A 26,730-nucleotide genomic window follows, 5' to 3' on the forward strand; every position below is an offset into this window, starting at 1 on the left:
ATTATCTTGCGTTTAGATTATCATAGGGCGATGTAATATTCAGCTCTTTCATATTCACTAATGGATTAATCTGCGATTGTTGCTCTTCATCAGCATTATCAATATTCTGCTGCGAAGGCTGTCCTTTTTGCCCTGTTTTAGTAAAAAGGATACAGGGTGAACCGCTAATAGTACAAACACCTTTACTATCTTCTACCAAAACCTGCCCGTTGTTAATTAAAACCATGTCTTTATACATGCCCTTCCAATCAGTTAAGGCGGGCATACAGGGCTTAAAACCACCTGGCGTGGGTTGTAGCTTACATTGTCCAAAAGTATTTTTTTCAAAAGTCATCCCGATATCTACATGAGAGGCAATTAATTTTTGTGCGCCATCTTTATCGTTCACATAATGCTTTTGCTGGGTAAGTACCTTCAATTTATCAGTTGTGGTACCAAACTGGCATTGGCAGGTGGCACCTTGTACAATGATTTCTTTCTGTGACATTTCTCTTCTCCTTTATTTAACCCAATACCCTTGCCCAAAATCCCTTTTTCTTTTCAAGAGGGAAACCGTTATTTCCTTCTTTAATTAACACCTGTTGATCTGTTGCTGGGATGCTGCTTTCAATTTCATAAGCAGAAAATGCTATGCGTTTAATGCTTATTTCTTTGCCATTTTCATTGTTATATAAATTCCAATCTACGCGGGCATGTTTAAGCAAACCTCCATCCTGATCTAAATCAAATGCCGCATTTAGTTTCATTTTTAAAGCCCCTTTCTGCCCCATCTGTATTTTTTGCACTTCTGTAAGCTCACTTTCTGAGGCAAAATTCACCTTGAATGTTCCATAATCGGTATAGTGGGGCTCAATGGTTTGAATACCTTCGAAAGCCATGTTTTGATAAGCGATAACGGGAAAAAACAATCTACCTGGCTGTGATAAGTTAATATCATATTTTAGGTACTGGGAATGAAAAAAGACGTTCCAGAACATATCTGCTCTTAAGGCAAATTCAAGCTCAAACCTATCTGATATCTTTTTCTCCATCTTTTCTAAATATAGCTCGGCATACTTACCTTCATACTTATCAGAGATCTTTTCGGCTATCTGTTTCCAGCGGTTTAGGATTTCTCCATGATTAACAATTCCTCTAAATATTTCGCTCCTAGAATTCACATCAACCTTTAAGGGATATATCGCACCCATGGCCATATTGGCCAGTTGTTCACCAACAAAATCAGGCTCATGCCTATCAATAAAAAGGTCCGTTTTATCAAAACATAACTGCCAAACTTTATTTTCATCTCTAAATTGGTTCACCTGCAGGTGGATCTGATAATCTAACCTTTTTGTAGCCGCTTCATTGCCTTCGCCATAATAATTGATGGTAACGCCATAACTTCTGCTTGATCTCGGCTTTGGCACAAAATCTATGGCATGATCAAGGTTAAGTTCAATTTTACCTGGTGATAAAGAGTTTGACAGATTATTTCCTTTTCCCATAAAACAAATGCATTAATAAGTAACCCTTTTGCCATCAGCATTTGGATCCATTCCGATACCTTCTTTACGGGCCGACCAATGTAAATATTTGTTCCTCAGTATGCGCAGATCTTGTTGTTGTTGTTTTTCCTTTTGATAATAGGCATATTTCTGCTGTGGCATTTTTGCACCTGCATATTTCCGGTCCAAATCACCGAGCGGCATAAAAGTATAAGGGTGTCCGTTGCCCATTACATAATCTTTTAAATAACCTTTTACCCGCACCAAAAGTGCATCATCAGAAATGCTATATTTTGTTTCTTCAACCTTAGTGGTATTCATTGGGTTATTGGCCATTTTAGCATATTGGGCCATAAAATGCAATGGAATATAGCTATACTCTTTTTTAATCAGTTTGCGAGAACCTTTTAAAGCGAAATAAGCAAAGCCACCGGTAATTTCAAGTTCTTCTTCTTTAAACCAAGCCTGTTCTATTAACTTTCTTTTAAATGGTTCGAGGTTATTCCTATTGGTCCATGTGGTTTCCAGTTCTTCTTTTACCTCAGGCCCAGTATCGTAACTTCCGCCTACATCACTATGCACACCAGGAAAGGACTTCTCTTTACCCATATTTACTCTGGTGAGCGAGAAGTTTTGGCGGTGTTCATTTTCTGCCACGAAATGGATTACGGTTTGTGCCTTTCCTATTTCGTTGAGGTGAAGTTCTTCCACATCGTTGAAATTCGGCATTGCGCTAACGTATTTGGAGTAAGAGGACACTGTATCAAAAATACCCAAAAACCTGACTTTAATTTGATTGGGAGTTATTTTAATCCCCGCTTTTTCACACATCAGCCCCAAATGCCCACAGGCTGGCAATACTTCAGCACCTGTTGATTTTCCATCAGAATCGAATTTAGATACTGATCCAGATCTGGGTTCTACAATAATGCTGGGCTTATATACCGATTTTCCGATTTCATACACGAAATTTCTAGCAGCAGCAGCACCTCTGCTAAAGCCAAAAACATCGAAAGTTATACTCCTTAATTTTTTGCTACTATTGGCCATTATTATGCGGCTCAATTTTTCCGATACAATTTTTTCGCAGGCAATTCTTACTTTACCCCTTACCCCTGTATCTCCCGAACCAAAAGCATATCCAATCGTGCTATCTGATTTTTTATCTTCTGTACCAATGCCCTCAACATACAAACTGGTGCTTTTATCATAATTATCCCAAAGCCTAGCTACGTTAGACCAGTCGTTGTAATAACTGCTTTCGTCATCGTCCTTTCCGTTCTTTTGAAATGCAGCTGTATTGGCAAGTCTTTCGTTGGTATTTGTTTTACTGTTTTTTGTACCATCGAAGAATATTCCTAAATTAATATCGAGGTATTCAGTTAAATTATTTTTAGGGGTATATGCACCCAATTGTACGCTAGTCATATTAATCCAGATTTTCGCTGATCTTAATTTTACTGTTGATCAGTTTTATTTCTTCATCTTTATTTTGTAACGATACCTGAGCGGCAGTTTTGCTGTCATTTAATTTGATCACCAGATCGATTGGATTGAGGTTGCCCAGTTTTTCGAAAGCAGAAAGGATTTCTTTTTCGCTAAATGGCCTGATATCCAATCCATTTTTTTTTCCCGATTTGTCCTTCCAGATTAAAGTAACGTAATTGGGTACCGCTCTTAAAGCATACTCATTTGACAAGAGTTCATCTCCTGATCTGTTTTCCTGCTCTCCATTTAAATAATTATAAAATAATGTACTTGCCATTCCTTCATCAGGCAGTGTAAGCTTTGGCCGCCAATTGTATCGCTTACGGTAAGTTTCGTAAATATCCATATCTGGAGCACCATATTGGCTAATGCGGTTTTTGATTTCGGGTTTCAGTACCATATCATCAGCAAGCGTAAGCTGAATGTAATTTGGCTTGAACATATACTTAGCATTATCGTAGGCTTGTTCTGCGGTAATAGTAGTATCACGTGCCTGAAATGCCCCAACCTCTGTTTGGAAACCAGCCCCGCTCAGCCAAACCACAACCCTTCCTTTTGGCGCTAGGCCAACTTTGATCAAGGTATAGGTTTCTTTTTTGTTGTTCATCGTATTAATGAAACCTTCTTTAAATAACTTGCTGATTTTATTTTTATCCAATTTCCATGTCCCTGTATAAAATTTCTTTTCAATTAGCGAGAGCCAAGTAAAATTAAGGGAATCGGGGGCCTCCATCTGTTTGGTAGATACGCTCATAATGCCCCCATCGTTTCCCCATCCAGTGTTTTGTGTTCCCCAAATGGCATCAAAACCATAAGTAAAATCGTTGGCTATTATAGCGCCTTTATAAACCTCTACAGGGTATTCTTCTGGTGCAGAAACTGTACCTGTCCACTCAAATTTTTCTTCCATTTTTTGTCCTTTGCAACTTATTATCGCCAATAAAATGAACGACAGCAATACATACCTGTTTCTTTTAAACCTCATGATTTATTACCACTTGATACAATTTTCTTTCCACTGGCCAATGATAGATTTTGCGAAGTCGCTTCGACATTCATTACCTGAGCAATCTTTTCCAATTTAACGCCAACACGCAATTCGTATTTTTGTATTACCTCTATCGTGATGTTCTTTGCCTGTTTTATGATTGCCATAGCTAGAATAGATTGGATTTTTCTGCACTGTTAAGTTCTACAATTTTGCCGCTTTGCATGGTCATATTTTCCTTTGCACTAAACATGCTGATCTCTGAAGCAATTTCGTTTGAGGTATCGGCTGTTCTTTTAAAATCTTTTGTCGCAAGTTCGGTTCGGTTGTTGGATGTTTCAGAAACATCGCCAATAGCACTTAAGGAATAATTATTACCGGCCGTAGTGGCAATATCCTTACCTGCATTGGTCGATTGATTTTGTCCCACCTGAACATCCATATTTTCTCCAACATTAATTTGCATGTTTTTGCAGTTTAAAGTCATGTTCTCCAAAGCAGTAATGGTAATATTATTGCCTTTGGTATCGATGTAGATAATATTCTGGTGCATATCGGTCAGTTTGATCCCTTGTGTGCCTTCGCTATCATCAAACTCCAGTAAATGCCCGCTTCTGGTGATGATACTCTTAAGGTGATTTTTGATTAATGGACTGCTATCTACACTCGAACTGTGGTAAACGCTTCCCATAACCACTGGACGGGCAATGTTTCCTTCTTCAAAGGCAATCATCACTTGATCATCAATTTCGGGTACAGCAAAATATCCGCGGTTAGTTCCCCTTTCACCGTTACCAGCACTTGGGCTCACCACACGCAACCATTCAGTCACATCATTAGTTAAACACTCCCACTTAAACTTCACTTTTATACGGCCCTGTCCCTGTGGATCGTTATTATCAATCACGTCAGCCAATTGCATATCAGGCTGTGGTTTTTCGAATTTTTTAACCAATAAGCGCTGTGTAGTCGATATTTTACCTTCAAAAGTATTGTGGTACTTACCATTTTCATCTATATAGTGATGGATGCTCGTGATCAGAAATTTACCCAAACTCTCAGAGATAAAGGACAGTTCTTTTCGCAGGCTCATCGTAATCTCGGCAATACCACCAATGCGGAGCGCAGCGTTATCACCTTTTGCGGTTACTTTCAATAACTCACTGGTATTTGCCTTTTCCTCATTATCTACCAATTCTTTGATGTCGTTACTATTATCTACCCTAATCAGCGAAGGCTGGTTAAAGGTCTTGCTGTAGGTCAGATTTGAAGCTTTTATCGCATGGCTCAGATCAGGCGTACCCTCCACTTTTCCCGTACTTTCGCTAAGCAACATTTCGTTCTGCTTAGGGTTATAAGAAAATCTTTTATTTTTAATTGGGGCAATTTCCATAGCGTACTGCATTTCATGCACATCCCGCCCATAAAAAAGAGAGATATCTGCCTGCTGTTCGGGCTTACCAAAATTAAGTTGCTTACCATCGTAGAAAAACCACTCATGATATTCGGCCGAAAGCCGGTTTAGAAACTCGAAATCGCTTTCTCTATATTGGATTATATAATCGATGGGTGTAGTTCTGGAGGCATTGGCTACCACCTTTAAATCGTTGGCCGGTGTATCTTTCGTGGCCAATTTTACAATCTCATTCAGATCTTTATCTAAATAAGAACCAAGGTCTGGTCCGCGATCAAATAGAATGGTTGGACTATAACCACTCACAATTAAAACACCATGATAACCATGACTTTGAGATAACTCTACTTTCGAAACCAGTCCTACAAAGTTCTGCATCCCTTCAGGCGAATGTCCAAAAGACGCCGTTAGGGTTTTGCCCACAAAATCCCGGCTATCATCTAAACTGATCAGTCCAGGCGCTCCCATTTGGTCGTGGTTAAAACGCAGTTCAAAATAGTGATGTTCGTTAAAAGCTTGCTTGAGGGTGAAGGAAGCAAAATGGGTAATTGCTTTATCCTCTATATTGATTTCTGCAGTAAGTTTCTTTTCCATATTGATTAATCTTGATCACAAAATTACCCTAAGCTAAATCTGGTTAGCGAGTTTTTAATGCATGCCCTTCTCAATAAAACGAATCTATTTTTATATGTGGCATGTACTGACTAATTTTTTGTGTGGCTGCCGAACCAAACAACTTACCGTGGCGGTAATCTTTTCTTACTACAATATATTTGTATTGGTTGGGCATAATTGAGCTTTAATTGAGATTGCACTGTGGAGATGGCCACAGGCATGAAGCATTAATTTTAGAGATTTTAGGTAGATAAAAAATGAACTAAAAGCAACCGATATAAACCGGTCGCTTCAGTTTAATTATGCTGATGACTATGCTTTTGGCCAATCGTTTTCATGATGCGCATTGCCAAGTTTTAGCGAGCGAGCAGATACAACAAAACTCAATGTCATTGGGGTATTATCGTTTACCGCTATACCCTCATTATATTGAATAATATAACCATCTTCGAAGCTTAATTCCTTCATCTTAGAATCCTCTTCGCCTTTTTTGAAGACAATCGTTCCAGACTGTGGCTTATATTGATTGTTCACCATTGATTCGATTACAGAGGTATCTTCTGTAGATTCAATTTCTATGTTGATTGTACCACCGTATACACCTGATGATGGACGGCCTTTTGCGTCTACATCTCTATTTAATGAAAAACTGCATTGTAGGACATCAAATTCTTTTGAGCCCATTGTTAATCTGGTTTTAAATGCCATGATAATTTTTTTTAAAGATTGAAAGAATTATAATTTTGAAGTTTTTACAGTGTGAGGCATATATGTCGCTAAACTGACTTCTACATCTCTGTTAACCCGATTATGCCTTCGGCCAATCGTTAACATGTACTGCATTTCCAAGTTTTAGCTCTCTTGCAGAAATCTGAAACTTAAGCGTCATCGGATGATCGCCCACAATGTTGATTCCTTCAGAATACTTGACAATGTAGCCATCCTCAAAACTGACCTCTTTCATTTTGGCATCTTCCTCAGATTTTTTGATCAGAAGCGTTCCAGTAATTGGTTTGTATTGATTATTAACCATTGCCTCAATTATTGAGGTATCTTCTGTCGATTCTATCTCAACATCAATGGTGCCACCGTAGACTCCGGAAGAAGGTCTTCCTTTAGCATCTACATCGCGGTTTAACGCATACGCGCAGTGAAGTACATCGTACTCCTTGCCCGAAAAATTTAATCTAGCTTTGAAAGCCATAGTTTTAAAATTTAAAGGTTAAAAATTGAATTATTGCAGCCTCCGCTGCTCACATATATCGAACCAAATATCAAGCCAAATATCAAGAGCCACAGTTAGATAAAGCTAAACAATCGAGGTTTGCTCTGCTTAATAATTAGTAAAACCTGCCAAAATAAAATCACAGCGCATATTCTGATGTATAAGCACATTTTATTTTGTGAAAAAAAATATTTTTATCCATTCAACTAAAAAAGAGCTTTTTGGAATGTGTGGAAAATATGGGCAGAGTGTCGCTTTTTACTACAGTGCTAGCTCCATAAAACAGACATTTGATCTAGATCAACTGCAGTCCAAATTTTTCCATCTTCGTTACCCATTTCTGACTATAATGGTTTTCTAAAGAATGCAGTTCGCCAATGGTATTGGTCAGTACAGGACTGATTCGGCATTTTTCGAATGTATTTTTTTTAATAGAGAGATAAGTCGTTTTTTTATTGGCTTTCCAGTCCCTAAAAGTAGCCTCATCAAGGATGGAAATAATACGCCCGGATTTGCCACTGAAATTATTATCAATGCTCTGTTGTTGCGTACTAAAAATCTGGTCTGGCATGAACAAACGGTCAAAAAAACCTTTGATTTTTGTTGGAATATGGTCTACATATACAGGGCAAAATAACACAATATGATTGCTTTGCCTAATGGCATTCAAGGCTTTTTGAAGATCAGGTTCAAGATCGGCCATCTGTCTGTTTTTGAAAAGCCTATTTGAATTGAAGATGAGATCGATAATGGCAATTTCTTTCACTACTGCGCCAGCACTTGCTGCACCAGCCTTATAAGCATTAATCAAAAAACCTGTGGATACCGTCTTTTCTATATCCCCATTTAGGATAAGTACTTGCTTCATTATTGTTTGGTATTAGCTTTTGAGGCGGTAGATGTATTACAAAACTATAAAGATTTTGTTAACTCAAGGTATGCAAAACGAAAAAAACCTGACCGGTCCGGTCAGGTTTTTGTTTTATAAGTAGAATATGCGCTTTATTGCTGATTGTATTCTGAGGCCCAAGTTGTACTCTCGTCCTCCCCTTTATGCCCATCCAGTTTAACCACAAAACTTTTTGCCGGAAAATAAGGAGTGATGTGGATATCGAGGTGAATTCTGTCTTTTTGTTGCTCGTCACGCTCGAATCGCATAATTTTAAACCGTTCGATCAGACGATCCGCACCTTGAATACCATCCAGAAACTTAACAATCTGCCCTCTTAAATCCTGTTCAGTTTTGGAAGTCCAGTTTTCGAATGCTCTTCTGTTTAGGAAATCGAAAAGCACTTTGGTAATATAATCAAATACGCGAACCACCGAATAGGTCTGTAGTCCAACGTTGTCACCATTGAATAGAGTTTTCGCAGAGAAAGCCATCACCTTGCCGTATTCATTTACCATTGGTACCAAACCAACCCTTTCCAAATGAGAGATCTCACTTTTCTTTAGGTCAAATTTAACACCGTCTACTTCGTTAATTGCACCATGTTTCTTACCAGCAGTAACCTGCGACATGAGCGTGTAGTACATTTTACCGGCAAGTGCTGCTGATCCCGGAACCGTCAAATCATCCTCTTCACCAACTTCGGCCACTTTTCCACGTCCCACCAACCAGTTACAAGTCATAATTACATTTGATCTAAAGGCATCAGCTCCGGTAAAGTTTGCAGCGGTGAACAAGTCAAGTACATCATCAGGTTGATCGAGATCTGCAAAATCGGTAACCAGCATCGCTTTATTGTTGTGCGCAATCTTACCCCATCTTTCCAGCACTTTGTTTGATCCCATATAACCGGGAACAACCATTAGAGAATAGTTATTGCGAAGATCCAAGCGGTCATAATTCTGTTTTAGCTCATCATCAACATATTCGATAAACCGTGGATTGTCCAAATCTTTGATCTGATCCATAGAGGCATTTAAGAGCACCACGTTTTTGAGCTTATCGGATTCTGTGTTTTTATAAAATAAGTGAACGGACCTGTAAGCCTGTTCCAAATCTCTAGTACTCTCTAAAGCAGTACCAATATTTTTGTTCAGGTTTTCTTCGGCAGAAGTGAGTTTTTGTGTGCTTTTTTCGACCATATCGGCAACTGATGTAGAAGATTCGAGCACATCAATCCAAAGCTGAATTTTCTTTTTCAGCTCTTCTCGCTCCTTCTTTTTTTCATCTCCAGTCAAAAAGATCTGCTTTCTGGCTTTTCTTTCAGGATTGAGGTTTTGAAGACCATCTACGGTAGCTTCGAGCAAGTCGAAACCGCCTACTCTTGCCAGTTTTTCCAGATTATCTTTAAGGGATGTTTTGTCTATGCTTTTGCCCTCAGCTGGTTTGAAGCCAGCTTGGGAAGTATTTTGGTCTGATTTTAGTTCTTGGGGATTTGACATCTTTCTAGGCGTTTAATTATTTATTTTGCTCCAATTCATCTACAAAATTCTTCAAAGCGCTGATGAATGCAGACTTGGTTTCTTCATCGTCCAGTGTAGCCTTTAAGGTCTTATTGGATTTCAGTTGCTTGATCACATTGAGGGACATCTCACGCTCAATGTTTACATTGGTCAGGTAGGCACTCTGGTTGATGATATTTTTTACTCCGAAATCACTTAGATCATTAAAGCTGATGGTTTCTCCAACGGTAGATCCGTCCTCCTTTTCGAAAGCGACTTTAACATTTGGTTTATAATGTTCGAAGACCTCTCTTACTGTCTTTAAACCCTCTACCTTTTCTGGCTTAATGGGTTCATTTTCGGTCAATTTCTGTACAAATAGCGTTTTGTTGTGGGCAATTTCTGCAAAGGCCTCCGAGGTATCGATTTTTCGCTCGTTGCCGCCAATTTCATAGTTAAACATAATATGCTGTTTTAGGTTTTGGGTTATTTTAGTCTTATAAATATATTAGTTAACGTTTTAACTCAATTTTTGTTCCAATGTTGCCATTTCTGGCTGAATGATCTCCCATTTCAGTTGATCTCCACCCGATTCTTTGCTGACCTTTATCTTCGAGCCCTTTTTGAGCGCTCCGGAAATGATATATTTGGAGATGGGTCGTCGCAGTAAATTCCGGATTATAGCCGATAACTGTCTTGCACCGTACTTTGGTGTAAACCCATCCAATGCAATCATTTTCTTAGCATCTTCCGCGATTTCGAATTCGATACCCAATTTGCTCAGAGACTGGATCAGGCTGTTGAGCTGGATTTCGAAGATCCTTACAACATTGCTTTCATTGATCGGGGCAAATGGAACAATTTCGGAGATTCTGGCCAGAAACTCGGGACGGAAATGTCCGGCCATCACTTCCATGAGCTGGTTCGAGACGGGGATAATACCCTTTCCGATCTGTTCTGCAATCCATTCACTTCCAATATTGGAGGTGAAAAGAATGAGCGAGTTGCTAAAATCACCTTCTTTCCCCAACCGGTCGTGCATATGCCCCTCATCCAGAATCTGCAGAAAAGTATCAAAGACTGAAGGGTGTGCTTTTTCGATTTCATCAAACAATAAAACAGAATAAGGTTGTTGCCTTATTTTGTTAACCAGCAATCCTCCTTCTTCATAGCCCACATAACCTGGGGGCGCACCATATAAAAGAGCAGCACTGTGCTCTTCTTTAAATTCCGACATATCAAACCGGATCATGGCTTTTTCATCGTTGAACAAAAATTCCGCAATTGATTTCGCCAGTTCGGTTTTACCAGTTCCGGTTGGGCCCAGTAAAAAAAACGATCCAATGGGTTGCCCTTTTTTATTAAGCCCGCTACGGGATTCCAAAATGGCATCCGAAACGGCTTTTAAAGCTTGATCTTGACCAACAACACGTTTTTTTAGATATTGCTCCATGTTTAGCAATTTCTCCTTCTCGCCAGCCTGCAATTTACCCATCGGAATGCCTGTTTTATAGGCCACAATAGATGCAATATCCTGTTTCGTAATGCGATCACTTTTCTCTAATGCAAACGTCTTAAGTTCAGCGAGACTCTTCTGAATATAATGCTGATATTCTTCTGCCGTTTCGAATGCATCTGTTTGAGTTTCATCGGTTAACCTGCCCAGCAATACTGGGCTCAGTTTATTCTGTAAAAGCGAGTAAAGCCATTTGTAATCCCCAAACTGATCTTTCTCCAATTCATCTATTTTCAGCACTTCAAGGTCAGCCTCTAAGCTCTCTATTACTAGATCGGAAGTATCATTCATCATTTTCATAGCCGCCATTGTACGGTCTAATAGGTCAAAGGCAGAATCAGGAAGCCTTCTATCTTTCATGTAACGCTTTGCCAAACGTACGCATTCGTCCAGAGCTTCCGGCTCAATGCTCAGCCCATGGTGGGCTTCATACTTCACGGCTAGTTTTTGCAACATTTTGATGGTGCTCTCTTCGTTTGGCTCATGAACATGAAGCACTTCAAAGCGTCTACTAAATGCCTGTTCTGGCTCAATAATCTTACGGTATTCATCAATTGTTGTTGCACCGATCACCGTTATTTCACCTCTTGCGAGTTCGGGTTTTAACAAGTTGCCAATGCCAGCGCCCAATGGACCTTTGCTATCCAAAAGGGTATGGATCTCATCGATAAAAAGCACTGCCTTGTCGAACTGTTTGATTTCTTTTATTATATTTTTCAGTCGGTCCTCTATTTCCCCTTTATAAGATGCACCCGCAATAAGGGAGCCTAAGTCTAGTTCAAAAAGCTGAACAGATTTTAGGCTTAATGGTACAGCCTGATTTACAACATCAATTGCGAAGCCATCTACCAGAGCGGTTTTGCCTACACCGGCGTCACCAGTAAGGATAACATTTGGCTTGGTTCTGCGGCAGAGAATTTCCATCATCATCCTGGTTTCCCTGTCCCGTCCGATTATCGGATCGGTTTTGCCGTCCCTGACCATTTGTAACCTGTCCACACAATACTTATAGAGTGCATTGCCCGTCGCTTTGTGTCCGCCATCAGCTGAATGTTGTTCCGGAGCAACTGCTCTGGCAATTTCTTCATCCTTTACGTACAGCTCTAAAATTTCCTTCTCCTTTATTGGAAAAGATTTTAACTGATCTACCTGAAAACCAATGCCGGGTTTTGCCAGTGCGGTCAGCACGCATATCGGGGTAATCAGATCCAGGCCGAGCTTGATGCGTACGTTGTCTGCCTCTTCAAATATGACGGCAATTTCAGGTGCACCATTAACCGTGTCGCTATAACCCGAAGCTTTTTGCTGTTCATCTATCCTAACCTCAGCCCATTCGCTGATGTATTCCTCATCCTTACCGATGGAGGTAATGAAAGACCTTAAGCCCACATCTTTATGCATGAGCCCTTTGAGTAGGTGCGCGGCCGAAAACATTTCGTTCCTGTACTCTTTTGCCAATGACTGCGCAATATGCAGTGCGGTCTTTACCGATTCGCTTAAATTTGTAACTGCCATGTGCCTAATTGATTTTCGGCGTAACTGCCGGATTAAAGTTCTCTTCGGTGATGTAGTAGTATAACTTGTCATTGGAAACAAACTGCTGCTCGATCTGAGTGGCCCTTTTGATCTGCTGAACAGACTGGCTAAGCAATTTGATATAGTTTTCGAATTGGTCCAAAGGCATTTTTGATGTACGATTCAGATCACCAACCGTATATTGGTTAAGAAAATCATTATTCAGAGGAAGCCCAGTAACAAACTTTAAATAATTGGCCAAGGTCATCGATTTAATCTCGCTTGATGATACCTTCATGCCCAGAAGCTGTTTTGGCAACCTTACATAATTTTTAACCAGCTTACTCCGGAAAGAAGATTGATCGGCTTGCAGATTCTGCCCTAGCATAATGGAAAACACATCTGTAATCTGCCTATATTCCATGTTGTTCAGCACAATTGCATATTGAACTACCGAGCGATTTTTGCTGATCAAGTCTGCTGGGAGAGTTCCTGTACTGAAATATTTAAATGAATTGTGAGGCATACGGTCAGCTACTTCTGACCCTATAGGCTGAGGCAGTAAACCTTCTACATTCTCAGAAAGATTTTTGCGTGAAATACCAGTTAAACGGAAAGCACTGTCCAATGAGCTGATCTGGTTGTAAATATCTAAATTAGTCTCTTTAACAAAACGGCGTAATGCGATGGTCATACTTTGATTTGAATTCACTGTTCCCTTGGTTGGGAAAACTACCCCGCCTTGAATCAAACTGTTGTTGGGATAATCTAGATAATAGGAAATCGAATCTTGAAGGCTTGTATTATATGGTTGAAAGCTTTTTAGCCCCTCGCCCTTTACCATGGTATTTTTTCTGTATTCCGCAGAGCGAATAGCAGATTCAGACACTAATTTGCGGGACTGGATTACAAAATCATTGAAAGCAGAATTATAATCGCTATATACTTGCAAGGCTAAAATTCTAGCATCCGCAAGCGCTAGCTGCTCGCTCAATTCATTAATTAGGTAATTATTGGTACCTCCGGCATTTCCGGTACTGCCTACCAGAATAAGAAGATTGGTTTCATTCTTCTTTGCCTTAAAAAGATTCAATCCTGCCTTAACTGCACTAAATACAGGCTCTTCAGCAATTACGCCATTGCACTTAACGGTATTTTTGGCCTCGTTTGATAAAAAAGTCATCAGCTGACGGTAATCATTCTGGATCGGACTCGTCAAAATTCCTTTTATCGGACATCCGTCATCACCTCTGTAAACTACTCCTCCGTAACTTACCTTGGTACCCTTTCCAAAATCGCCCATAATGTTTTCAAATGAAGCGATCGTATTAGTCATACCTGAGAAATATTTGGTCATCGAACTTCCGCCGTCAACCACAAAAACCACATTGATCTTCGTTTTATTTTTTCGAAGCGCTACATAATCCTGATAAGAAAGTGCAGACCCATTAATTGTCAGTATTTTATTATCTGTTTTATTATATACATCAGTAGCAACACCTACAGATAAATTGCCTTCGTTTTCTGAAATCACAGGGAGGCTTCTCAAAATCACATTTTCTGCTGGTAATAATGGGTCAACAACAAATGGAGTTCCTTTTTGCATTCCATTCTTTATGGCTGTAGCGGTAGAATCATCAAGATCATAATTGCCAGGTCTGATCGAGGTGATGTATAACCGGTCTCCCCAACTGTGTATGGCTTCTGCCGAAACCCAACCATACACACTTTTTCGTGCAGAATCTGCAAATAACTGGTCGTCGGAACCAATCAGGTATTTTTTTTCATCCTCTGATTTTTTGTAGATATAAGCAATTTCATGAAGTCGTACCTTGGTTCTTCTGTCCTTAAGTTCGGGGGTGTTGTAAACGAGAATGGAATCGGTCGTGTCAAAATAAAACTTTGGCTCAGTGAGTGGATTTTTTCCGTTAACAATTCCAATGGCCTTTTCTGCATAACCTGTTTTTTGATTGGAGAAAGCACGTTGCCACAACAGCAACTTCGATTTTGAAATCCAGCCATAGCTGATTGCGCTTTTTTTGTCATTGATCTTTCTTCCCCTGATCATTCCAGCCTTGTATTTAATGAGCTTTAAATAGCCGTTTTCTTCCTTCGATACGTAGAAAGGCTCCATAAAACTAATTTTTTTCATCATCAGGCTTCCGCCCGGCGCAGTCGTGGTGTAATTATCCTCACGGTCTGAGAATACAATCCAGGGCAAGCTGCTGCTGCTGGTATTCTCATTTATGTTAATCGTTTCCGCCGGCCTTTCGTAAGACTTTGGCATATATTTAACTTTTTTGCCAAATGAAGCTGGCGACTGAGCAAAGGCAAACGATATTCCCAAAAATAGGATGGTTAACGCATAATATTTTTTCATAGTAAGTGTAGATGAGCTTTAAAATTAGGTTGAAATGTTAATCTATCTTGTTTTTGCCGGTGTTTCTGCTGAAGTTGCCCCAACAGGTTGAGCAGCACCCGAATGTTGTTTAATGTTCAATAAACTGGCACAGCTAGAGTTTGGCTTAATCGTTAACTGTGCTTCATCTACAGCAATTTCGCCTCCAAATGTTAGCCCCATGCAGTACGAATAGATATCGGTCTGTTTCTTCTTCCCGTTCATTTCTACATTAACAGTTACCTTCTCATTGTTGCACATATACTTGCGGATGAGGTAATAATAATTTGAATTAAAATCGGCACCGTTGGCTATTGCCTGTAACCTGGCTCTGATATCATCGATCGTTTTTCTTTCCCCGTCTCCAGGCGCAACCAGATCTTCCACGATCTCGGCATTTGGATCGGTAATCAAAACCGTCAGATAAGCGGGTTTCCTGCTTTTATCTGATCGAAGGCGCACAACATATTTTCCCGGTGCCCGATACGTATATAAAGCTGTCTTTCCTTTAACGTCCACCCGGCCGGTCTCGCCAAATGACCATTCGAAATCTTTGCCTTCCCCATCGCCTTCAAGTCTGATCTCTTCGTTGACCAGTCCAGCAGTTGGGCCACTAATGGTTAGCACACTGTCTACAGCGGCTGTCTTAACCGTGTCTCTTACCGTTATCGGGAATTCCTGACGGAGTTCACCATCAACAGTTAAGCGCACAATATAGGTATCCGGCTTGGTATAGTGGTAAGCGCCTGTTTTTGTAGTGGCTTTTGCGCCATTGCCAAATTCCCATAGCCATTTTGAGGCTTTGGGGGTATTGTCTGTAAATACCAGATTTTCATTTAAATAAATTTCGTCTTTGAGAATCCTTGCATCGATTGCCCGTTTTTCGAACAATGAACTTTTGAACAAAAAAATAAGACCTGTCAAGAGCAGTACAGCCAGTAGGATGTAAAGTATAACATATCCCTGCGAATTTGAGCTGATCTGCTTGGTGTTGGTTTCGGACATAGGTAGCGTTTTTGATGTTTTTTTGGTTTTTATCTTGCAGAAATTGTTTGCTGTAACTGGCGCCTGTTGGTAATGCAGTCGTCCAGTTGTCTTTTATGCAGCTCTATATCTGAAATGTTTCTGTTTTGTTCTTGCCTATCGTAAAATAGCCGGTCGTATAACTGCGCCGTTTGCACAAAAATTTTATATCTGGAATCGGATGCTTTACGGTCAAAAGCGGCTCGGATCGAGCCCAGCGAAAGTTGAATGTCGTTTTTCAAAAAAACCGCCTGTACGTTTGGGTTATAACGGGTAATTTGCTTAAAAGTAGTATCAACAGTAGGCATCGTTTCCTTAACCATACTCTCGAAAGCTTCATTCTCGTTAATTTTCACCTCAAGGTCTGCTTTCGAAATCTCATACCGCGATTTACCACTGTAAAAAATCCCAAAGCTCAAAAGCCCAATAGTGAAAATAAATAGCGCTACAAAAAACATGAATTGTTCACGTCTTTCTTTTATACTTAATTTTATCATAATGCTTAATTATCGGCCATATCTGCCATTCCTAATCTTATTGGCAGCAGACTGGTTTGCACGTTGGCAATCATTAATCTGTTCTTTATATCTTTGAATGTCGCCTCTGGATTTTATAAGTGAGTCCTGTAAATCGGCCATCGCACCCACATTATTGTTTATTTTTTCATACAGATCGAAGCTTGCACTACCTTCTGGTTTTTTGGAGATGAGATCCTTGATCCGGTTATTGGAAGTTTGGATATCGTTGAGCAAAATACCCTGTTTGCTCATTTCATTGGCATTATAGTCACGGTATTGGGCGAGCTCTTTGAAGCGAACCAGAATGAGATCAAAATTAGTGTTAATGTCCTTTCGCAGATAAGAAAGTTTTTCGCTTTCTTTTACTTTTTTATCCAGTAGGGTATATTCAAAGTCAGAAGCTGCAAAAAAGAGAAAGATACAGAATAGAGAGAAAAGCGTTAAAAAAACAAAATTGAGGATAAACCTAATGTAGGCACTTCTGATTTCAATGGCGTTAATGGGTTTCATAGATTGTGGAGGGTTTCACATAGCACTAGTTTAATAATTAATTCGATAATCAACCTCACTAAAACTACACAACCGTATCAAATCAACATTAAACAATAACAATTTTTAATATTCGTTGTTTGGTTAATTAAACGATTTATTTAAATTACTTTTAACAAACTTTAAGCCAAACCTGTATGTCTGAAAAATTTTTCAACAAACCCTTCAGATTGAACGCCGTTTTTTCGGGCACCGGCCTTCAGGCAGCTGATCTAGGAAGATCGATCTCCAATCACATCGAGCTTATAATTTTCACCCGATATGGAGAACATCGGTTCCAGAACAGTTTCGGTTGCGAAATCTGGGATCTGGATTTTGAATTGATCGTAAGTGAGAGCATCTGGGAGGAACAATTCCGCAAATCACTACTGAAGTCCATTACTGATTATGAGTTCCGGATCTACAACACATCTGTAGATATACACATAACGGAAGTCGAAAACATTTATCCCCTGCGTCAGATTACGGAGATCAAGAAAAAGGTAGATATCAGTGTAAGGGCACTGATAAAGACCACAGGCGAAAAATATTTTTTCAGTACCGCATTATTTCTAAGTCCGCTATCAACATAAGTACAATGCCCAAAATACAATACACATGAAACCAGTATTTTATTCATCGAAAGACGAGATCCGCAATAGAATGTTAAAAAACGCAGAGGATTTCTGGAACATTAAGGAAAGTAATGATTTCGATCCATTGGTGAAACTCATTATTGAAGCCCTAAGTAACGAACTCTTCAATGTGGCCAATGATGTAAAAAACCTTGAAAATAGAATCTTCGACAAGATCAGCCGAATCCTTGCGCCAGATCATCTTACCTCCTCATTGCCTTCCCATGCGATCATGCACGCCAGACCAGTGGAAGACCTAGACTATATTTCGCCCCAGCACCAGTTTGCCTTTAAGAAAGATCGGAAGCTGGAAAACGATAAAGAAAAGAAGACCGACATTTTTTTTAGCCCTCTGCATGCAGTAAAGGTACTCAACGCATCGGTAAGATACATCGCCACAGGAACAAACCTTTTTGAAGTAGAACAGTTCAGCAAAAAGCCTGTGCTCAGTACGCTCCCAGGGTTTTCAGTCGATAAGAATACACTTTATATCGGCTTCAGTGGGATCAGGAACTGGATGGACTTTAACAAGTTGAGCCTTTTTTTCGATTGGAAAAATTACTCCGTGCCCGAAAACGTCTACGATCTTTTAGCCCTTGGTAAATGGTATTATAAGGATAACGAACTTGCGTCTTATACGGAGAGGTTTATGGATGAACCCTTAACCAGCAAAATTCAGGCGCCATTTCATCATAAGCAACTTTTAAACTTGATCAGGGCAGACGTGCTCCAGTTTTACAGCAACAGATTCATTACCCTTGGTGATCTGAACGATTTTAACATCACCGAAACCAAGGAAATGCCGTCCAACTTTTCCGATCTATTCCAACAGGCCGATCTGAATCGGGTTGGAGGAGAAATAAAATGGCTAAAAGTAGTTTTTCCCGCAGCCATCAGCCAGGAAATGCTTAATGAGCTCCACATTCACATCAACGCGTTTCCAGTGGTCAATAAAAGACTGAGCCAGATCAAACACCGTCTTAAAACAATGAACAACGTGGTGCCGATCAAGACCGAGGCATTTGATGAGATGCTTGCTGTAGAAAATCTCCGCGATAACAAAGGCAAAAGCTATAACGAGATTCCCTATACAAACGAGAACGAAAAAGGCGACGGGTCGTTCTCCATCCGCTATGGGGGAACAGAACGCTTTGACACCAGAAATGCAAAAGAACTGGTTGACTATCTTTTTGAGCTGCTGAGAGATGAAAAAGCAGCTTTCTCTGCCTATGGGTCTGATTTTTTAAGTACAATGCTAAAAAATCTTGAACAGAACATTGCACTTATCGAACAAAAAAGCCGGTCTGCACTAAAAGACATCAAAGAGTTGCCAAGCTATATTGTCCTCAGGCCAATCGATGATGCAGATATCTTATTTTTGGATATCTGGGTTACCCAGGCAGAAGAAGCCAACCACATCAATGCGGGCACACGCCTAGCAGTTTATGGCAATAATAAGCTCAACCCAGAAAGTATCTTTCTGTTGAGCCAGTCCAAAGGGGGGCGTTCAAAACTGAATGCCGCCAATAGGGTACAGGCTTATAAATATGGATTAACCACTGCAGACCGTGTTATAAGCAAAGCTGATGTAATCAATTTCTGCCGCTACGAGCTCGGCCAAAAGCTCAAAAGCATTATTTTAGTCAAAGGCATTATGATGGACAACAAGCCAAATGCCGGGTTTATCAGAACAACCGACATCGTAATTGAACCGGAAGAAAATCTAAAGCTAACCATAGCAGACTGGAATGAACTGTTAAGCCTTACCCTGTCCAAACTAAAGCTGCGCAGTACCATGAACGTGCACTACAGGATGAAGTTGAAGGATTCCGTTTACTTGATGGCCTAATGGAATACCCCTAGAAAATCCTTAGATGTAAACCGTATAGCCCAGATAGGCACTCCCTCCGGTTGAGCTCAATAGTGTCTCCTGAAAATCGGTCGCTGTTAAAAGTTCTATATTAACCTCCGCATCAACAGGCATCAGGTAACTGACAGCCATATCGAGGATATCCCTGTTTTTTTGACCGGGAATAAACCTGATCAATTCTTCAGGGGAAGTTGGTCCGATATCAATCGTGTAGGTTTCATGCTCGGGCATAAAATGGTTTCCAATAATGGTATCAATGCCCAAAGCACTCATGCCCAGGCGCATCTGCATATCCTCGGCAATTTCAATCCCAGTAAGTCGGGGGGTGGCATCTACCACGGCGATCGGTAAGTTAAAAAGCGCAGTAAGTACCTTTGAGGCAAATCCAATATCGTTTCTCTTCTGCTGGATCTCGGGAAGAAGATGCATCCATATAATACTCTGTTCTTTGTTTAACAAGGTAAATTCTTCCCATCCAAGTTCGAATATCCGGCTTAAATCGGAATAGGTTGTTTTTTTGTCGAGCTTATTCTCATAAAGCTCGGTCATAATCCTAACGTGATTGATTTCGGCATCAAAAGGCGTAAAGAACAATCTGGCCTGTTTTTCCTCTTCCCTTCTTTCCCTTATATCCTTGATCATCGATTCCTCATCCATGCCAGCACTACCAGTTGGTGGCCTATGAAAGAGCCCTTCTGGGAGCATATCGTACAGACCCTCCCTATTAGTACTAATCCTGATGCGATTATGCCTTCTGTTTTCTGAATAGTAAATATTGGAAGCTGCGATATCTTTTGCAAATGCCCGCCGGTCCGGTCCGAGCGGAACAACCTCAATCTTATCCGCATCAATAATATTGCGCTCGATCAAATCTGCTGCTTTTGCAACTGCTCTATAATCGGTAAAGAGTTCGTTATTAATCAAAGTTTCTTTTTTCATTTAAACTTTAAGCTTGCATTTTTGTTATAGATTAAATTTTTGTTTTCCGGCAAAATAAGGATTAAAATCAAATATTAAAGATACTATATTTGCAGTATATCTCATCAATGAAATTAATGGACGTTCAATCATTTTTTATCCGCTACCTCTTATTCCCACTGATCTTTCTGATATCTACTGCTGTACTTTCTGTCCTGAACAAAAAGAACCAGTTTTTAAGCAACAAAAAACTGATCATAAGTGTTCTGCTGATCGGAATAATACTCGCAGTTCCGGGTTTTTTGGGTTTTCTCAACTTCAATTTTATGCCTTGGGGTTACATTATCTGCTGCATTTTCTATATTTTAATGGGTGTTTTATTCGTTTACCTGCTCACAAAATATTATGCAAAAGATTTGCTTGATCGTAAGGTTTTTATCTTCTTTTCTACTTTGGTATCGGCAATTTTGGCGGTATATTTATTTCAGCTTGCTTTCAACTGGCTAAGTTCAGTGCGTTTCGGATGGTTTGGAGCCGGCAGTATTGCCTGTTTCTTTGTACCGCTAGTTTTTTGGTGGGCCTATGTTGCCCTACTGGGTATCCCGTCAGAAATCTTTAAGATCTGGAAATATCCTGAGACTCCTCTTGACATCAATATGGATCATGTAGATTTTAACAGATTATTGGTCCTAGAGCTTGAGCTATATAAGAAAAGTACCGATCCCGAACCGCTCAAGGTAAAAGTCAAAGCTGTAGAAAATATGAATTTTGGAATCTGGTTTCATAAGTTTATTGATGATTATAACCTAAAGTTTGCCAGAAGTCCAGTCGAATTTAAAGGCAGCGATCAGGACAATTACAAATGGATCTTTTTCATTAAAACCTCATTTTTCAAACGCAATATCTTCATCGATCCAGATCTTGACATTATAGAAAATGGCATAACAGAAAAAATGACCATTTATGCCAAACGCGTCTCAGAAAATGCCAATAAGCCCAACGAAATAGGAGAAAGTGCTATCTTTATCTAATCCATACCTAAAACCAGCTAAACATGATCAAGCCACTTAAATACAAGTCCATCAATTGGGTTAATGGCATGAAGCTTTCCAGTGACCATTTTACCTTAAGCGACCTTTACCTACAGGATTTTGTGAGGGATGCCGTGTCACTGAATATAAACAACAACAATTACGGATTTTTACCTCCATTTGCTGGTTATAAAAGTTCGCACGATATCGAGATTATAGAAAAAGCAACTAATCACATTGAAGTTAGGGTAAAATTCTGTAACGCGGTTACACCCGAAGGATGTCATATTGATATTGAGCAGTCCGATAATTTGGATGCTCTGGTACATAATCATTATTTTGGGCAGTCGGAGCCAAGGAACTATCTGATCTTGCTGGTTGTAAATCCCTATAATCGAATACCTGCAGGTACACCAAATCCTGAAGAAAGCCCAGTAAGGTACCCCGAACTGGCCAAAGCGTATTCCATTTCAATTCTGCCTGAAAGTGAGCTTGGTTCACAAACCGTCGACAGCTTTTTTTTAACGATAGGGCAGGTTTATTACGAGAATGGAAGGCTAACCATAAATAACAGTTATATACCGCCAAGCGCTACGATAACCAGTCACCCCGCATTGATAAGATACTACGAATCTTTTAGTAATTTGCTAAATGAGCTTCAGTTATCAGCATTTAAAATTATCGATAAAACGGGTGGCCGTGACAACATTACGCCTCTGGGGAAAAACATACGCTCCATCTCAGAAAAAATTGCAGACTATATCGCAGGATTGTTTTATTCATATCGAAATTTGGCTCACCGCGAATCGCCAGCTGTTCTGGTAGGCTACTTCTCCAGTTTGGCGCACATATTTTTTACTGCGATTAAACTGATTGATCCCCGTGAAAGGGAGGAGCTGCTGAAATATTTCTATGAATGGAAAGACGTTACCCCAGGCAACTTTGAAGAACTGTTAGCCAAAACTATCGAACTCGTTTACGATCATAAACAGATCAATAACAGCATGCTGATGGCTAGCGAATTCATGAATGTTCTTGTTGCCCTGTGGAATAAGCTGAGCGGATTGGAATACATCGGACAAAGGAAAGAAAATATTGTGGTTGCGGAGCAACAGGTTGTCCAACAGGTACAAGCACGAAAAACTTGGACGTTACTTGATTAGCCAATCCAGCGCAATGTTAATAGAGTAGATTATACGAGTTTGTTACATACGCTTGCTAAGTGCTTTAGATTAGCGGAATTCGTAAATCTATAGTTTTTTAGGCATGCTGAATAGCCAATCTGTTAAGTTTGTAATTGTTTATTCAAATTCTTTCCATATTTGCCAAATGTGATTTGAAAAACTTCATATCTAAGTGTCTTGTTTACATAGAATCCAATAGTTGTTGCAATTTTATTTATCTCTAAAAGCAGAACTTTAAGCCGAATGGGTGCCTATTTTCTATACCTGCAAGATTCTTTTCGTCTGACAAAAATTCCTGGCGACTTTATTATCATCCAAAAGAATCTTGCCTATGAGCCTTATCCTCGGACCTCGTCTTAAAGGTTGGTATAATCTTGCAAATCTCTTTCATTTCAAAGTCAATTGAAGGTGGTTTACACTTGTAGCAACACATCATTTCTAATAAGGGATCTTATTGTATTTTTTCTCATATGATAGCCGTTTGGCATTGAGCCATTGCCTTGACAATTCGTCACTATTGGCTTGGTTTTTTAATATATTATGACGAATTTTAATCCATTAGATATTGCTAATTTTTAAAGCTCAAAATCCGAGTTGAGAACAAGGTGAGTTTTGGATTAAAATACATAGAAAAGTGGCTCTAAATACCCTTAAAGCCATTAGGTTCGATTCCCGACGAGACTTAAAAATACTGCTTTTAAATAAATCAAGGGCCCATTTATATAATTCGTGGTACTTTTGGTGGTACCTTTTTGCTAGTTAGAATATTAGATAAAATAAATCAGCTTATTTGAAAAGCAGTCAATTGACCTCTCTACAATAATGTTTTAACAATCCCTTCTTTATATTTCCCAAAATTCTTCTATTTGTGTGATAGCTCTAACAATTTGGTATCATTAGTGACAATAAAAGTTAAAGTTAAAAGTTATAAAAAATGTAAACTAAGTAATTGACAGCTCGTTTTTGGAGTAAATAATTTCGATTTTAAAATACTTGTGATTATAAAGAAGCAATGTGCAGCAAAAATTTAGCTAGTAACCGATTTGATTTTTTTTATTGATAGACTAAAGATTGAATAATCACTTGTCAAAAATAATAGGATTTTTATTCTGACGAAAGTAATTGTTTTAAATACTGTTTATACGCTTTCATTTTTTCATCAGATGGGTTTATTGCAATGGCATAATTAATTTTACCTAGTAAATGTCTAAGATAGTTTGCTTTATTGTTATGAGTATGCACTAAATGATCTGAAACACCGTATTTTTTTATAAAGAATATTTCTTGCTTGATTGCTAATCTTTGTTGTTTTGGAATTTGAATAACCTTATTTACAACGATCCCGGTAACAATTTGCCGATTGTTAGGGTGCATAATTTTTATTTTTTCTTCATTTAGAATCAAACCTATGTTTTTCAATTCAAGTCTAACGAAATCAATCAACATCTCAACTTCAAAATTTCCAGAAAAAATCATATCATCAGCATATCTTGTAAACCTTATATTGAATGATTTGCAATATTTGGCTACTACATCGTCAAAACTATTAAGATAAATATTAGATAGATAAGGACTAGTGTGGGCTCCTTGAGGAAGAACATTGTCGCAACAGCAAAGCTTACTTAAAAGATTTGATACATTTGAGGAGTAGCCAATTCTCAAGAATATGTTTTCAATATCTGATCGCTTAATGGAGGGGAAAAAATTTTGAATATCTAATGTAAGTACTATACCTTTATTACGGTGATAGCGCACGTTTTCAAGAATATTTCTTTTCGGTATATACGCCTTTGCATACCGACTTGGTTGAAGTGAATATAATATGTTGTTAAGAATCCAAATTTGAATTTCTTTAAGACTAGGGAGTGGCTCTTTAATCGTTCTTAGCTTACCATTAGCCTTTTTTATCAAAAAAGTTCTATAAAAATAAGTTGTAAAAAAAACTGCTCGTTTCAAATATGATTTTCTATAACCTACTAGTGCAGCTAAATTGGAAGTATTGTAGATAACCGGAAAACCTTTATCTATTATGGGTTGAGCATAATCTAAGCATTTCTGGATTTCTTCATCAGAAAAGCCAGTTTTAAAAGCTTTTCGGCGAAATTCTCTCTGATAAATTTCAAAAGTCATGCCTTATAAATCATTTATGGGCCTGAGATTATCCCAGACCCATCTTGAACAAAGCGTGGAACATGGAGCAAATAGTTGAGACTGGCTTGGTGGGGTCCCCTCTGGGGTATCCAAGGCAGGTGAGACTTTTGGTTCATGTTTCACGCAATAGCTTGAAAGCTCATTCACTATCAGCAGAATGACACATCCTACCGCCTGGCAAACCAGGATGTCTTTAAAAAGAAAGTTCCTTTCTATTTGGTAAATATACGAAATCTTTTTCTATAGGTGTAATTTTGCTTGCAAGTTCTGGTTCTATCCAAGAACTGCTTCCTGGATCTCTATCCTTTTCTAATTTTTGAATAAGGAGATTTCCTTTTTCTGTTAGAAAGAGATTTCCTTTGTTGTACTCTGCGTTTTTATCTTCTATCTCTTTTTGGATCAATCCAGAAATCTGAACATAATCATAATCTAGATTTAGAAGAGGAGTAACGTCACCATTAAATTTAATAATCTTCAACAGTAACAACTTTGTATTTGGCTCAATCATAGATTAAATTTTTTATACCTTGGAAATGGAGCAACCTTAGTTTTAGTTTCGTGCCAATATATTGGGAAAGTATTATTAGGAGTTTTGTTTAAGAATGTAATCATTGCTTCGGACTTCTCATACCCAAAATGAAGTTCCTCAGAAATTTCCAGCTTTTCCTCTACCGAATTCATTTGTGCTATTTTACTACTTAAATCAGGCAATATATACCTATCAGATATTCCTTTGGGAATAATAATGTTGGAAATAACTTCGACATTGACTTCTTTTCTGACGTGATGTATGCCATGTTTCTGGGCAGCAAGGGACACAATTTTAAGGGAATCGGGCTCAAGTTTTCCAAAAGAAAAGTTTTCCATTAAAAATATCTTGCAGACATCAGCTGCTGTTCTACCACTACCTACGAAATCGTCGATTAAAACAATAGAAGAATTACTAGAATCAAAGTCTTTTAGTAATTTTTTAAAGGTATAATTCATTACTAATTTTTTACTAAACCATGTCCAATCACTTGAATCCAGTAAATAATGAAGGAAATCAGCGCTTTTAGATTTTCCTCTTAAGATTTTTCCTTCCGAAGACTTTGTCCCACTATAAGGACTCACTAGTGGTAATACATATATTTTATCTTTATTATCAAAAAAACTGTCACCTAATAGAATAAATGATTCAAAAAAGTGTGCTAAGTAATCCTGTAAACCAATACGTATGAAGTCACTTGTTAGTTCTATAAGCATATCTTGTTCATCTTCAGAAAAAAGACTCAGGCGCTCGCAGAACTTTCTGAAAAGAGTCATATCTGTTTCTGAGCCACTTGAAAGATCCCATTTTTTTTTCTGAAATAAAGTTGTGAGCGCCATTATCACCTGTGGTTTAACGGGTGTTTTCATTTTGAGATGGTTATATTAGTTAAAGAGGTAAATATAGTATTAGACATGTAATTAACAAATTTAACTAAAAAAGCGCTAGGTATTTGATCGTAGATTTTAAGCATTTCCATATGCTAATCTTCAGATTGAAAATTGGACAACCAAAGCAGATAACCACATTTCACCCGAAATGAATTTATTTAATTCCCTTATACCAATTTATTATTGGCAGATAGGGCCAACTCAATGACTTTAACATTGTAGAAACGAATTTTTATTCCATAATACCTAACTGCCTGAGAAGATCCAGACACAAATGATAATAGTTTAGGCCGGAAGAGAAAACTTCATCCATTCGTATCCGCCCTATAAACTACATATTTGATTAACCCATTATATTTTTAAAGTTCTGCGGGTAGAGCTCCTTGATTTTTTTGTGGTTTATCGACATTATATTT

24 protein-coding genes are annotated in these 26,730 nt (G+C 38.8%); 4 read left to right on the plus strand and 20 right to left on the minus strand.

The genetic code is table 11. From position 1 onward, the window contains the following. Position 1: 1 nt before the first annotated feature. The 16 genes from ACFOUY_RS14410 to tssO all read right to left on the minus strand — a co-directional run bounded on the left by ACFOUY_RS14410 (position 2) and on the right by tssO (position 17,088). Positions 2-487 carry a DUF4280 domain-containing protein gene (locus ACFOUY_RS14410; protein ID WP_378961545.1) on the minus strand — a complete coding sequence of 162 codons (486 nt, stop codon included), beginning with the start codon at positions 485-487 and terminating at the stop codon, positions 2-4. A 16-nt stretch (positions 488-503) separates the two neighbouring features. Next, positions 504-1,487 carry a hypothetical protein gene (locus ACFOUY_RS14415; RefSeq protein WP_378961547.1) on the minus strand — a complete coding sequence of 328 codons (984 nt, stop codon included), beginning with the start codon at positions 1,485-1,487 and terminating at the stop codon, positions 504-506. A 12-nt stretch (positions 1,488-1,499) separates the two neighbouring features. Continuing rightward, positions 1,500-2,915, minus strand: a complete 1,416-nt coding sequence (locus tag ACFOUY_RS14420) for a T6SS phospholipase effector Tle1-like catalytic domain-containing protein (RefSeq protein ID WP_378961548.1) — start codon at positions 2,913-2,915, stop codon at positions 1,500-1,502. Between the two features lies 1 nt (position 2,916). Then, positions 2,917-3,885 carry a DUF2931 family protein gene (locus tag ACFOUY_RS14425; protein WP_378961550.1) on the minus strand — a complete coding sequence of 323 codons (969 nt, stop codon included), beginning with the start codon at positions 3,883-3,885 and terminating at the stop codon, positions 2,917-2,919. Positions 3,886-3,956: 71 nt separating this feature from the next. Next, positions 3,957-4,130 carry a hypothetical protein gene (locus tag ACFOUY_RS14430; RefSeq protein ID WP_378961552.1) on the minus strand — a complete coding sequence of 58 codons (174 nt, stop codon included), beginning with the start codon at positions 4,128-4,130 and terminating at the stop codon, positions 3,957-3,959. A 2-nt stretch (positions 4,131-4,132) separates the two neighbouring features. After that, on the minus strand, positions 4,133-5,971 hold the full coding sequence (locus ACFOUY_RS14435) for a type VI secretion system Vgr family protein (RefSeq protein WP_378961553.1): 1,839 nt from the start codon (positions 5,969-5,971) through the stop codon (positions 4,133-4,135). A gap of 333 nt (positions 5,972-6,304) precedes the next feature. Continuing rightward, positions 6,305-6,700 (minus strand): type VI secretion system tube protein TssD, encoded by a 396-nt coding sequence (gene tssD, locus ACFOUY_RS14440; protein WP_187073133.1) that lies wholly within the window; start codon positions 6,698-6,700, stop codon positions 6,305-6,307. Positions 6,701-6,800: 100 nt separating this feature from the next. Further along, the gene (gene tssD, locus ACFOUY_RS14445; RefSeq protein WP_187073134.1) at positions 6,801-7,196 is read right to left on the minus strand and encodes a type VI secretion system tube protein TssD; all 396 of its coding nucleotides are present in this window, start codon (positions 7,194-7,196) and stop codon (positions 6,801-6,803) included. Between the two features lie 316 nt (positions 7,197-7,512). Next, positions 7,513-8,085 carry an NAD(P)H-dependent oxidoreductase gene (locus ACFOUY_RS14450; protein ID WP_378961556.1) on the minus strand — a complete coding sequence of 191 codons (573 nt, stop codon included), beginning with the start codon at positions 8,083-8,085 and terminating at the stop codon, positions 7,513-7,515. Positions 8,086-8,219: 134 nt separating this feature from the next. Beyond that, positions 8,220-9,608 carry a DUF5458 family protein gene (locus ACFOUY_RS14455; RefSeq protein WP_378961557.1) on the minus strand — a complete coding sequence of 463 codons (1,389 nt, stop codon included), beginning with the start codon at positions 9,606-9,608 and terminating at the stop codon, positions 8,220-8,222. 16 nt (positions 9,609-9,624) lie between these two features. Continuing rightward, entirely contained in the window at positions 9,625-10,071 is a 447-nt protein-coding gene (locus tag ACFOUY_RS14460; RefSeq protein WP_378961558.1) for a hypothetical protein, read from the minus strand. Between the two features lie 57 nt (positions 10,072-10,128). Continuing rightward, positions 10,129-12,639, minus strand: coding sequence for an ATP-dependent Clp protease ATP-binding subunit (locus ACFOUY_RS14465; RefSeq protein ID WP_378961559.1), 2,511 nt, complete (start codon positions 12,637-12,639; stop codon positions 10,129-10,131). 4 nt (positions 12,640-12,643) lie between these two features. Further along, positions 12,644-15,019 carry a type VI secretion system protein TssR domain-containing protein gene (gene tssR / locus ACFOUY_RS14470; RefSeq protein ID WP_378961560.1) on the minus strand — a complete coding sequence of 792 codons (2,376 nt, stop codon included), beginning with the start codon at positions 15,017-15,019 and terminating at the stop codon, positions 12,644-12,646. 42 nt (positions 15,020-15,061) lie between these two features. Continuing rightward, positions 15,062-16,042, minus strand: coding sequence for a PKD domain-containing protein (locus tag ACFOUY_RS14475; RefSeq protein WP_378961561.1), 981 nt, complete (start codon positions 16,040-16,042; stop codon positions 15,062-15,064). 29 nt (positions 16,043-16,071) lie between these two features. Then, positions 16,072-16,557 carry a type VI secretion system transmembrane protein TssO gene (locus tag ACFOUY_RS14480; RefSeq protein ID WP_378961563.1) on the minus strand — a complete coding sequence of 162 codons (486 nt, stop codon included), beginning with the start codon at positions 16,555-16,557 and terminating at the stop codon, positions 16,072-16,074. Positions 16,558-16,566: 9 nt separating this feature from the next. Continuing rightward, a complete protein-coding gene (gene tssO / locus ACFOUY_RS14485) occupies positions 16,567-17,088 on the minus strand; it encodes a type VI secretion system TssO (RefSeq protein WP_378961565.1) in 522 nt (173 codons plus the stop codon). A gap of 176 nt (positions 17,089-17,264) precedes the next feature. Between tssO and ACFOUY_RS14490 the strand changes: the two genes are divergently transcribed. After that, complete coding sequence (locus ACFOUY_RS14490) at positions 17,265-17,699, plus strand: GPW/gp25 family protein (RefSeq protein ID WP_378961567.1); 435 nt, start codon at positions 17,265-17,267, stop codon at positions 17,697-17,699. A gap of 25 nt (positions 17,700-17,724) precedes the next feature. Then, positions 17,725-19,590: a hypothetical protein gene (locus ACFOUY_RS14495; RefSeq protein ID WP_378961569.1), complete on the plus strand. Its 1,866-nt coding sequence runs from the start codon at positions 17,725-17,727 to the stop codon at positions 19,588-19,590. 21 nt (positions 19,591-19,611) lie between these two features. Here ACFOUY_RS14495 and ACFOUY_RS14500 read toward each other — a convergent pair whose 3' ends face one another. Then, entirely contained in the window at positions 19,612-20,550 is a 939-nt protein-coding gene (locus ACFOUY_RS14500; protein ID WP_378961571.1) for a type VI secretion system baseplate subunit TssG, read from the minus strand. Positions 20,551-20,666: 116 nt separating this feature from the next. Between ACFOUY_RS14500 and ACFOUY_RS14505 the strand changes: the two genes are divergently transcribed. Both ACFOUY_RS14505 and ACFOUY_RS14510 read left to right on the plus strand, forming a co-directional pair. Then, entirely contained in the window at positions 20,667-21,560 is an 894-nt protein-coding gene (locus ACFOUY_RS14505) for a TssN family type VI secretion system protein (protein WP_378961574.1), read from the plus strand. 23 nt (positions 21,561-21,583) lie between these two features. Then, positions 21,584-22,723: a hypothetical protein gene (locus ACFOUY_RS14510; protein WP_378961576.1), complete on the plus strand. Its 1,140-nt coding sequence runs from the start codon at positions 21,584-21,586 to the stop codon at positions 22,721-22,723. A 1,125-nt stretch (positions 22,724-23,848) separates the two neighbouring features. Here the strand turns inward: ACFOUY_RS14510 and ACFOUY_RS14515 are convergent. From ACFOUY_RS14515 to ACFOUY_RS14525, 3 genes are all read right to left on the minus strand, one after another. Next, a complete protein-coding gene (locus tag ACFOUY_RS14515; protein ID WP_378961578.1) occupies positions 23,849-24,874 on the minus strand; it encodes a reverse transcriptase family protein in 1,026 nt (341 codons plus the stop codon). Positions 24,875-25,088: 214 nt separating this feature from the next. Next, positions 25,089-25,403, minus strand: a complete 315-nt coding sequence (locus ACFOUY_RS14520; protein ID WP_378961580.1) for a hypothetical protein — start codon at positions 25,401-25,403, stop codon at positions 25,089-25,091. Then, complete coding sequence (locus ACFOUY_RS14525; RefSeq protein WP_378961581.1) at positions 25,400-26,293, minus strand: phosphoribosyltransferase; 894 nt, start codon at positions 26,291-26,293, stop codon at positions 25,400-25,402. Before ACFOUY_RS14525 ends, ACFOUY_RS14520 begins: the two co-directional genes overlap by 4 nt. Positions 26,294-26,730 lie beyond the last annotated feature (437 nt).

The organism is Pedobacter jamesrossensis (assembly GCF_042650905.1).
GTDB classification, from domain to species: domain Bacteria; phylum Bacteroidota; class Bacteroidia; order Sphingobacteriales; family Sphingobacteriaceae; genus Pedobacter; species Pedobacter jamesrossensis.

Bases quoted from the DNA above. Each gene is read 5' to 3' on its own strand.
- tssD (WP_187073134.1), bottom strand. From the start codon at position 7,196: ATGGCTTTCAAAGCTAGATTAAATTTTTCGGGCAAGGAGTACGATGTA.
- ACFOUY_RS14460 (WP_378961558.1), bottom strand. From the start codon at position 10,071: ATGTTTAACTATGAAATTGGCGGCAACGAGCGAAAAATCGATACCTCG.
- ACFOUY_RS14435 (WP_378961553.1), bottom strand. From the start codon at position 5,971: ATGGAAAAGAAACTTACTGCAGAAATCAATATAGAGGATAAAGCAATT.
- ACFOUY_RS14525 (WP_378961581.1), bottom strand. From the start codon at position 26,293: ATGAAAACACCCGTTAAACCACAGGTGATAATGGCGCTCACAACTTTA.
- ACFOUY_RS14500 (WP_378961571.1), bottom strand. From the start codon at position 20,550: ATGAAAAAAGAAACTTTGATTAATAACGAACTCTTTACCGATTATAGA.
- ACFOUY_RS14450 (WP_378961556.1), bottom strand. From the start codon at position 8,085: ATGAAGCAAGTACTTATCCTAAATGGGGATATAGAAAAGACGGTATCC.
- ACFOUY_RS14455 (WP_378961557.1), bottom strand. From the start codon at position 9,608: ATGTCAAATCCCCAAGAACTAAAATCAGACCAAAATACTTCCCAAGCT.
- ACFOUY_RS14515 (WP_378961578.1), bottom strand. From the start codon at position 24,874: ATGACTTTTGAAATTTATCAGAGAGAATTTCGCCGAAAAGCTTTTAAA.
- ACFOUY_RS14425 (WP_378961550.1), bottom strand. From the start codon at position 3,885: ATGGAAGAAAAATTTGAGTGGACAGGTACAGTTTCTGCACCAGAAGAA.
- ACFOUY_RS14520 (WP_378961580.1), bottom strand. From the start codon at position 25,403: ATGATTGAGCCAAATACAAAGTTGTTACTGTTGAAGATTATTAAATTT.
- ACFOUY_RS14410 (WP_378961545.1), bottom strand. From the start codon at position 487: ATGTCACAGAAAGAAATCATTGTACAAGGTGCCACCTGCCAATGCCAG.
- ACFOUY_RS14430 (WP_378961552.1), bottom strand. From the start codon at position 4,130: ATGGCAATCATAAAACAGGCAAAGAACATCACGATAGAGGTAATACAA.
- ACFOUY_RS14475 (WP_378961561.1), bottom strand. From the start codon at position 16,042: ATGTCCGAAACCAACACCAAGCAGATCAGCTCAAATTCGCAGGGATAT.
- ACFOUY_RS14420 (WP_378961548.1), bottom strand. From the start codon at position 2,915: ATGACTAGCGTACAATTGGGTGCATATACCCCTAAAAATAATTTAACT.
- ACFOUY_RS14510 (WP_378961576.1), top strand. From the start codon at position 21,584: ATGATCAAGCCACTTAAATACAAGTCCATCAATTGGGTTAATGGCATG.
- ACFOUY_RS14415 (WP_378961547.1), bottom strand. From the start codon at position 1,487: ATGGGAAAAGGAAATAATCTGTCAAACTCTTTATCACCAGGTAAAATT.
- tssO (WP_378961565.1), bottom strand. From the start codon at position 17,088: ATGAAACCCATTAACGCCATTGAAATCAGAAGTGCCTACATTAGGTTT.
- ACFOUY_RS14495 (WP_378961569.1), top strand. From the start codon at position 17,725: ATGAAACCAGTATTTTATTCATCGAAAGACGAGATCCGCAATAGAATG.
- ACFOUY_RS14505 (WP_378961574.1), top strand. From the start codon at position 20,667: ATGGACGTTCAATCATTTTTTATCCGCTACCTCTTATTCCCACTGATC.
- ACFOUY_RS14480 (WP_378961563.1), bottom strand. From the start codon at position 16,557: ATGATAAAATTAAGTATAAAAGAAAGACGTGAACAATTCATGTTTTTT.
- tssD (WP_187073133.1), bottom strand. From the start codon at position 6,700: ATGGCATTTAAAACCAGATTAACAATGGGCTCAAAAGAATTTGATGTC.
- ACFOUY_RS14490 (WP_378961567.1), top strand. From the start codon at position 17,265: ATGTCTGAAAAATTTTTCAACAAACCCTTCAGATTGAACGCCGTTTTT.
- ACFOUY_RS14465 (WP_378961559.1), bottom strand. From the start codon at position 12,639: ATGGCAGTTACAAATTTAAGCGAATCGGTAAAGACCGCACTGCATATT.
- tssR (WP_378961560.1), bottom strand. From the start codon at position 15,019: ATGAAAAAATATTATGCGTTAACCATCCTATTTTTGGGAATATCGTTT.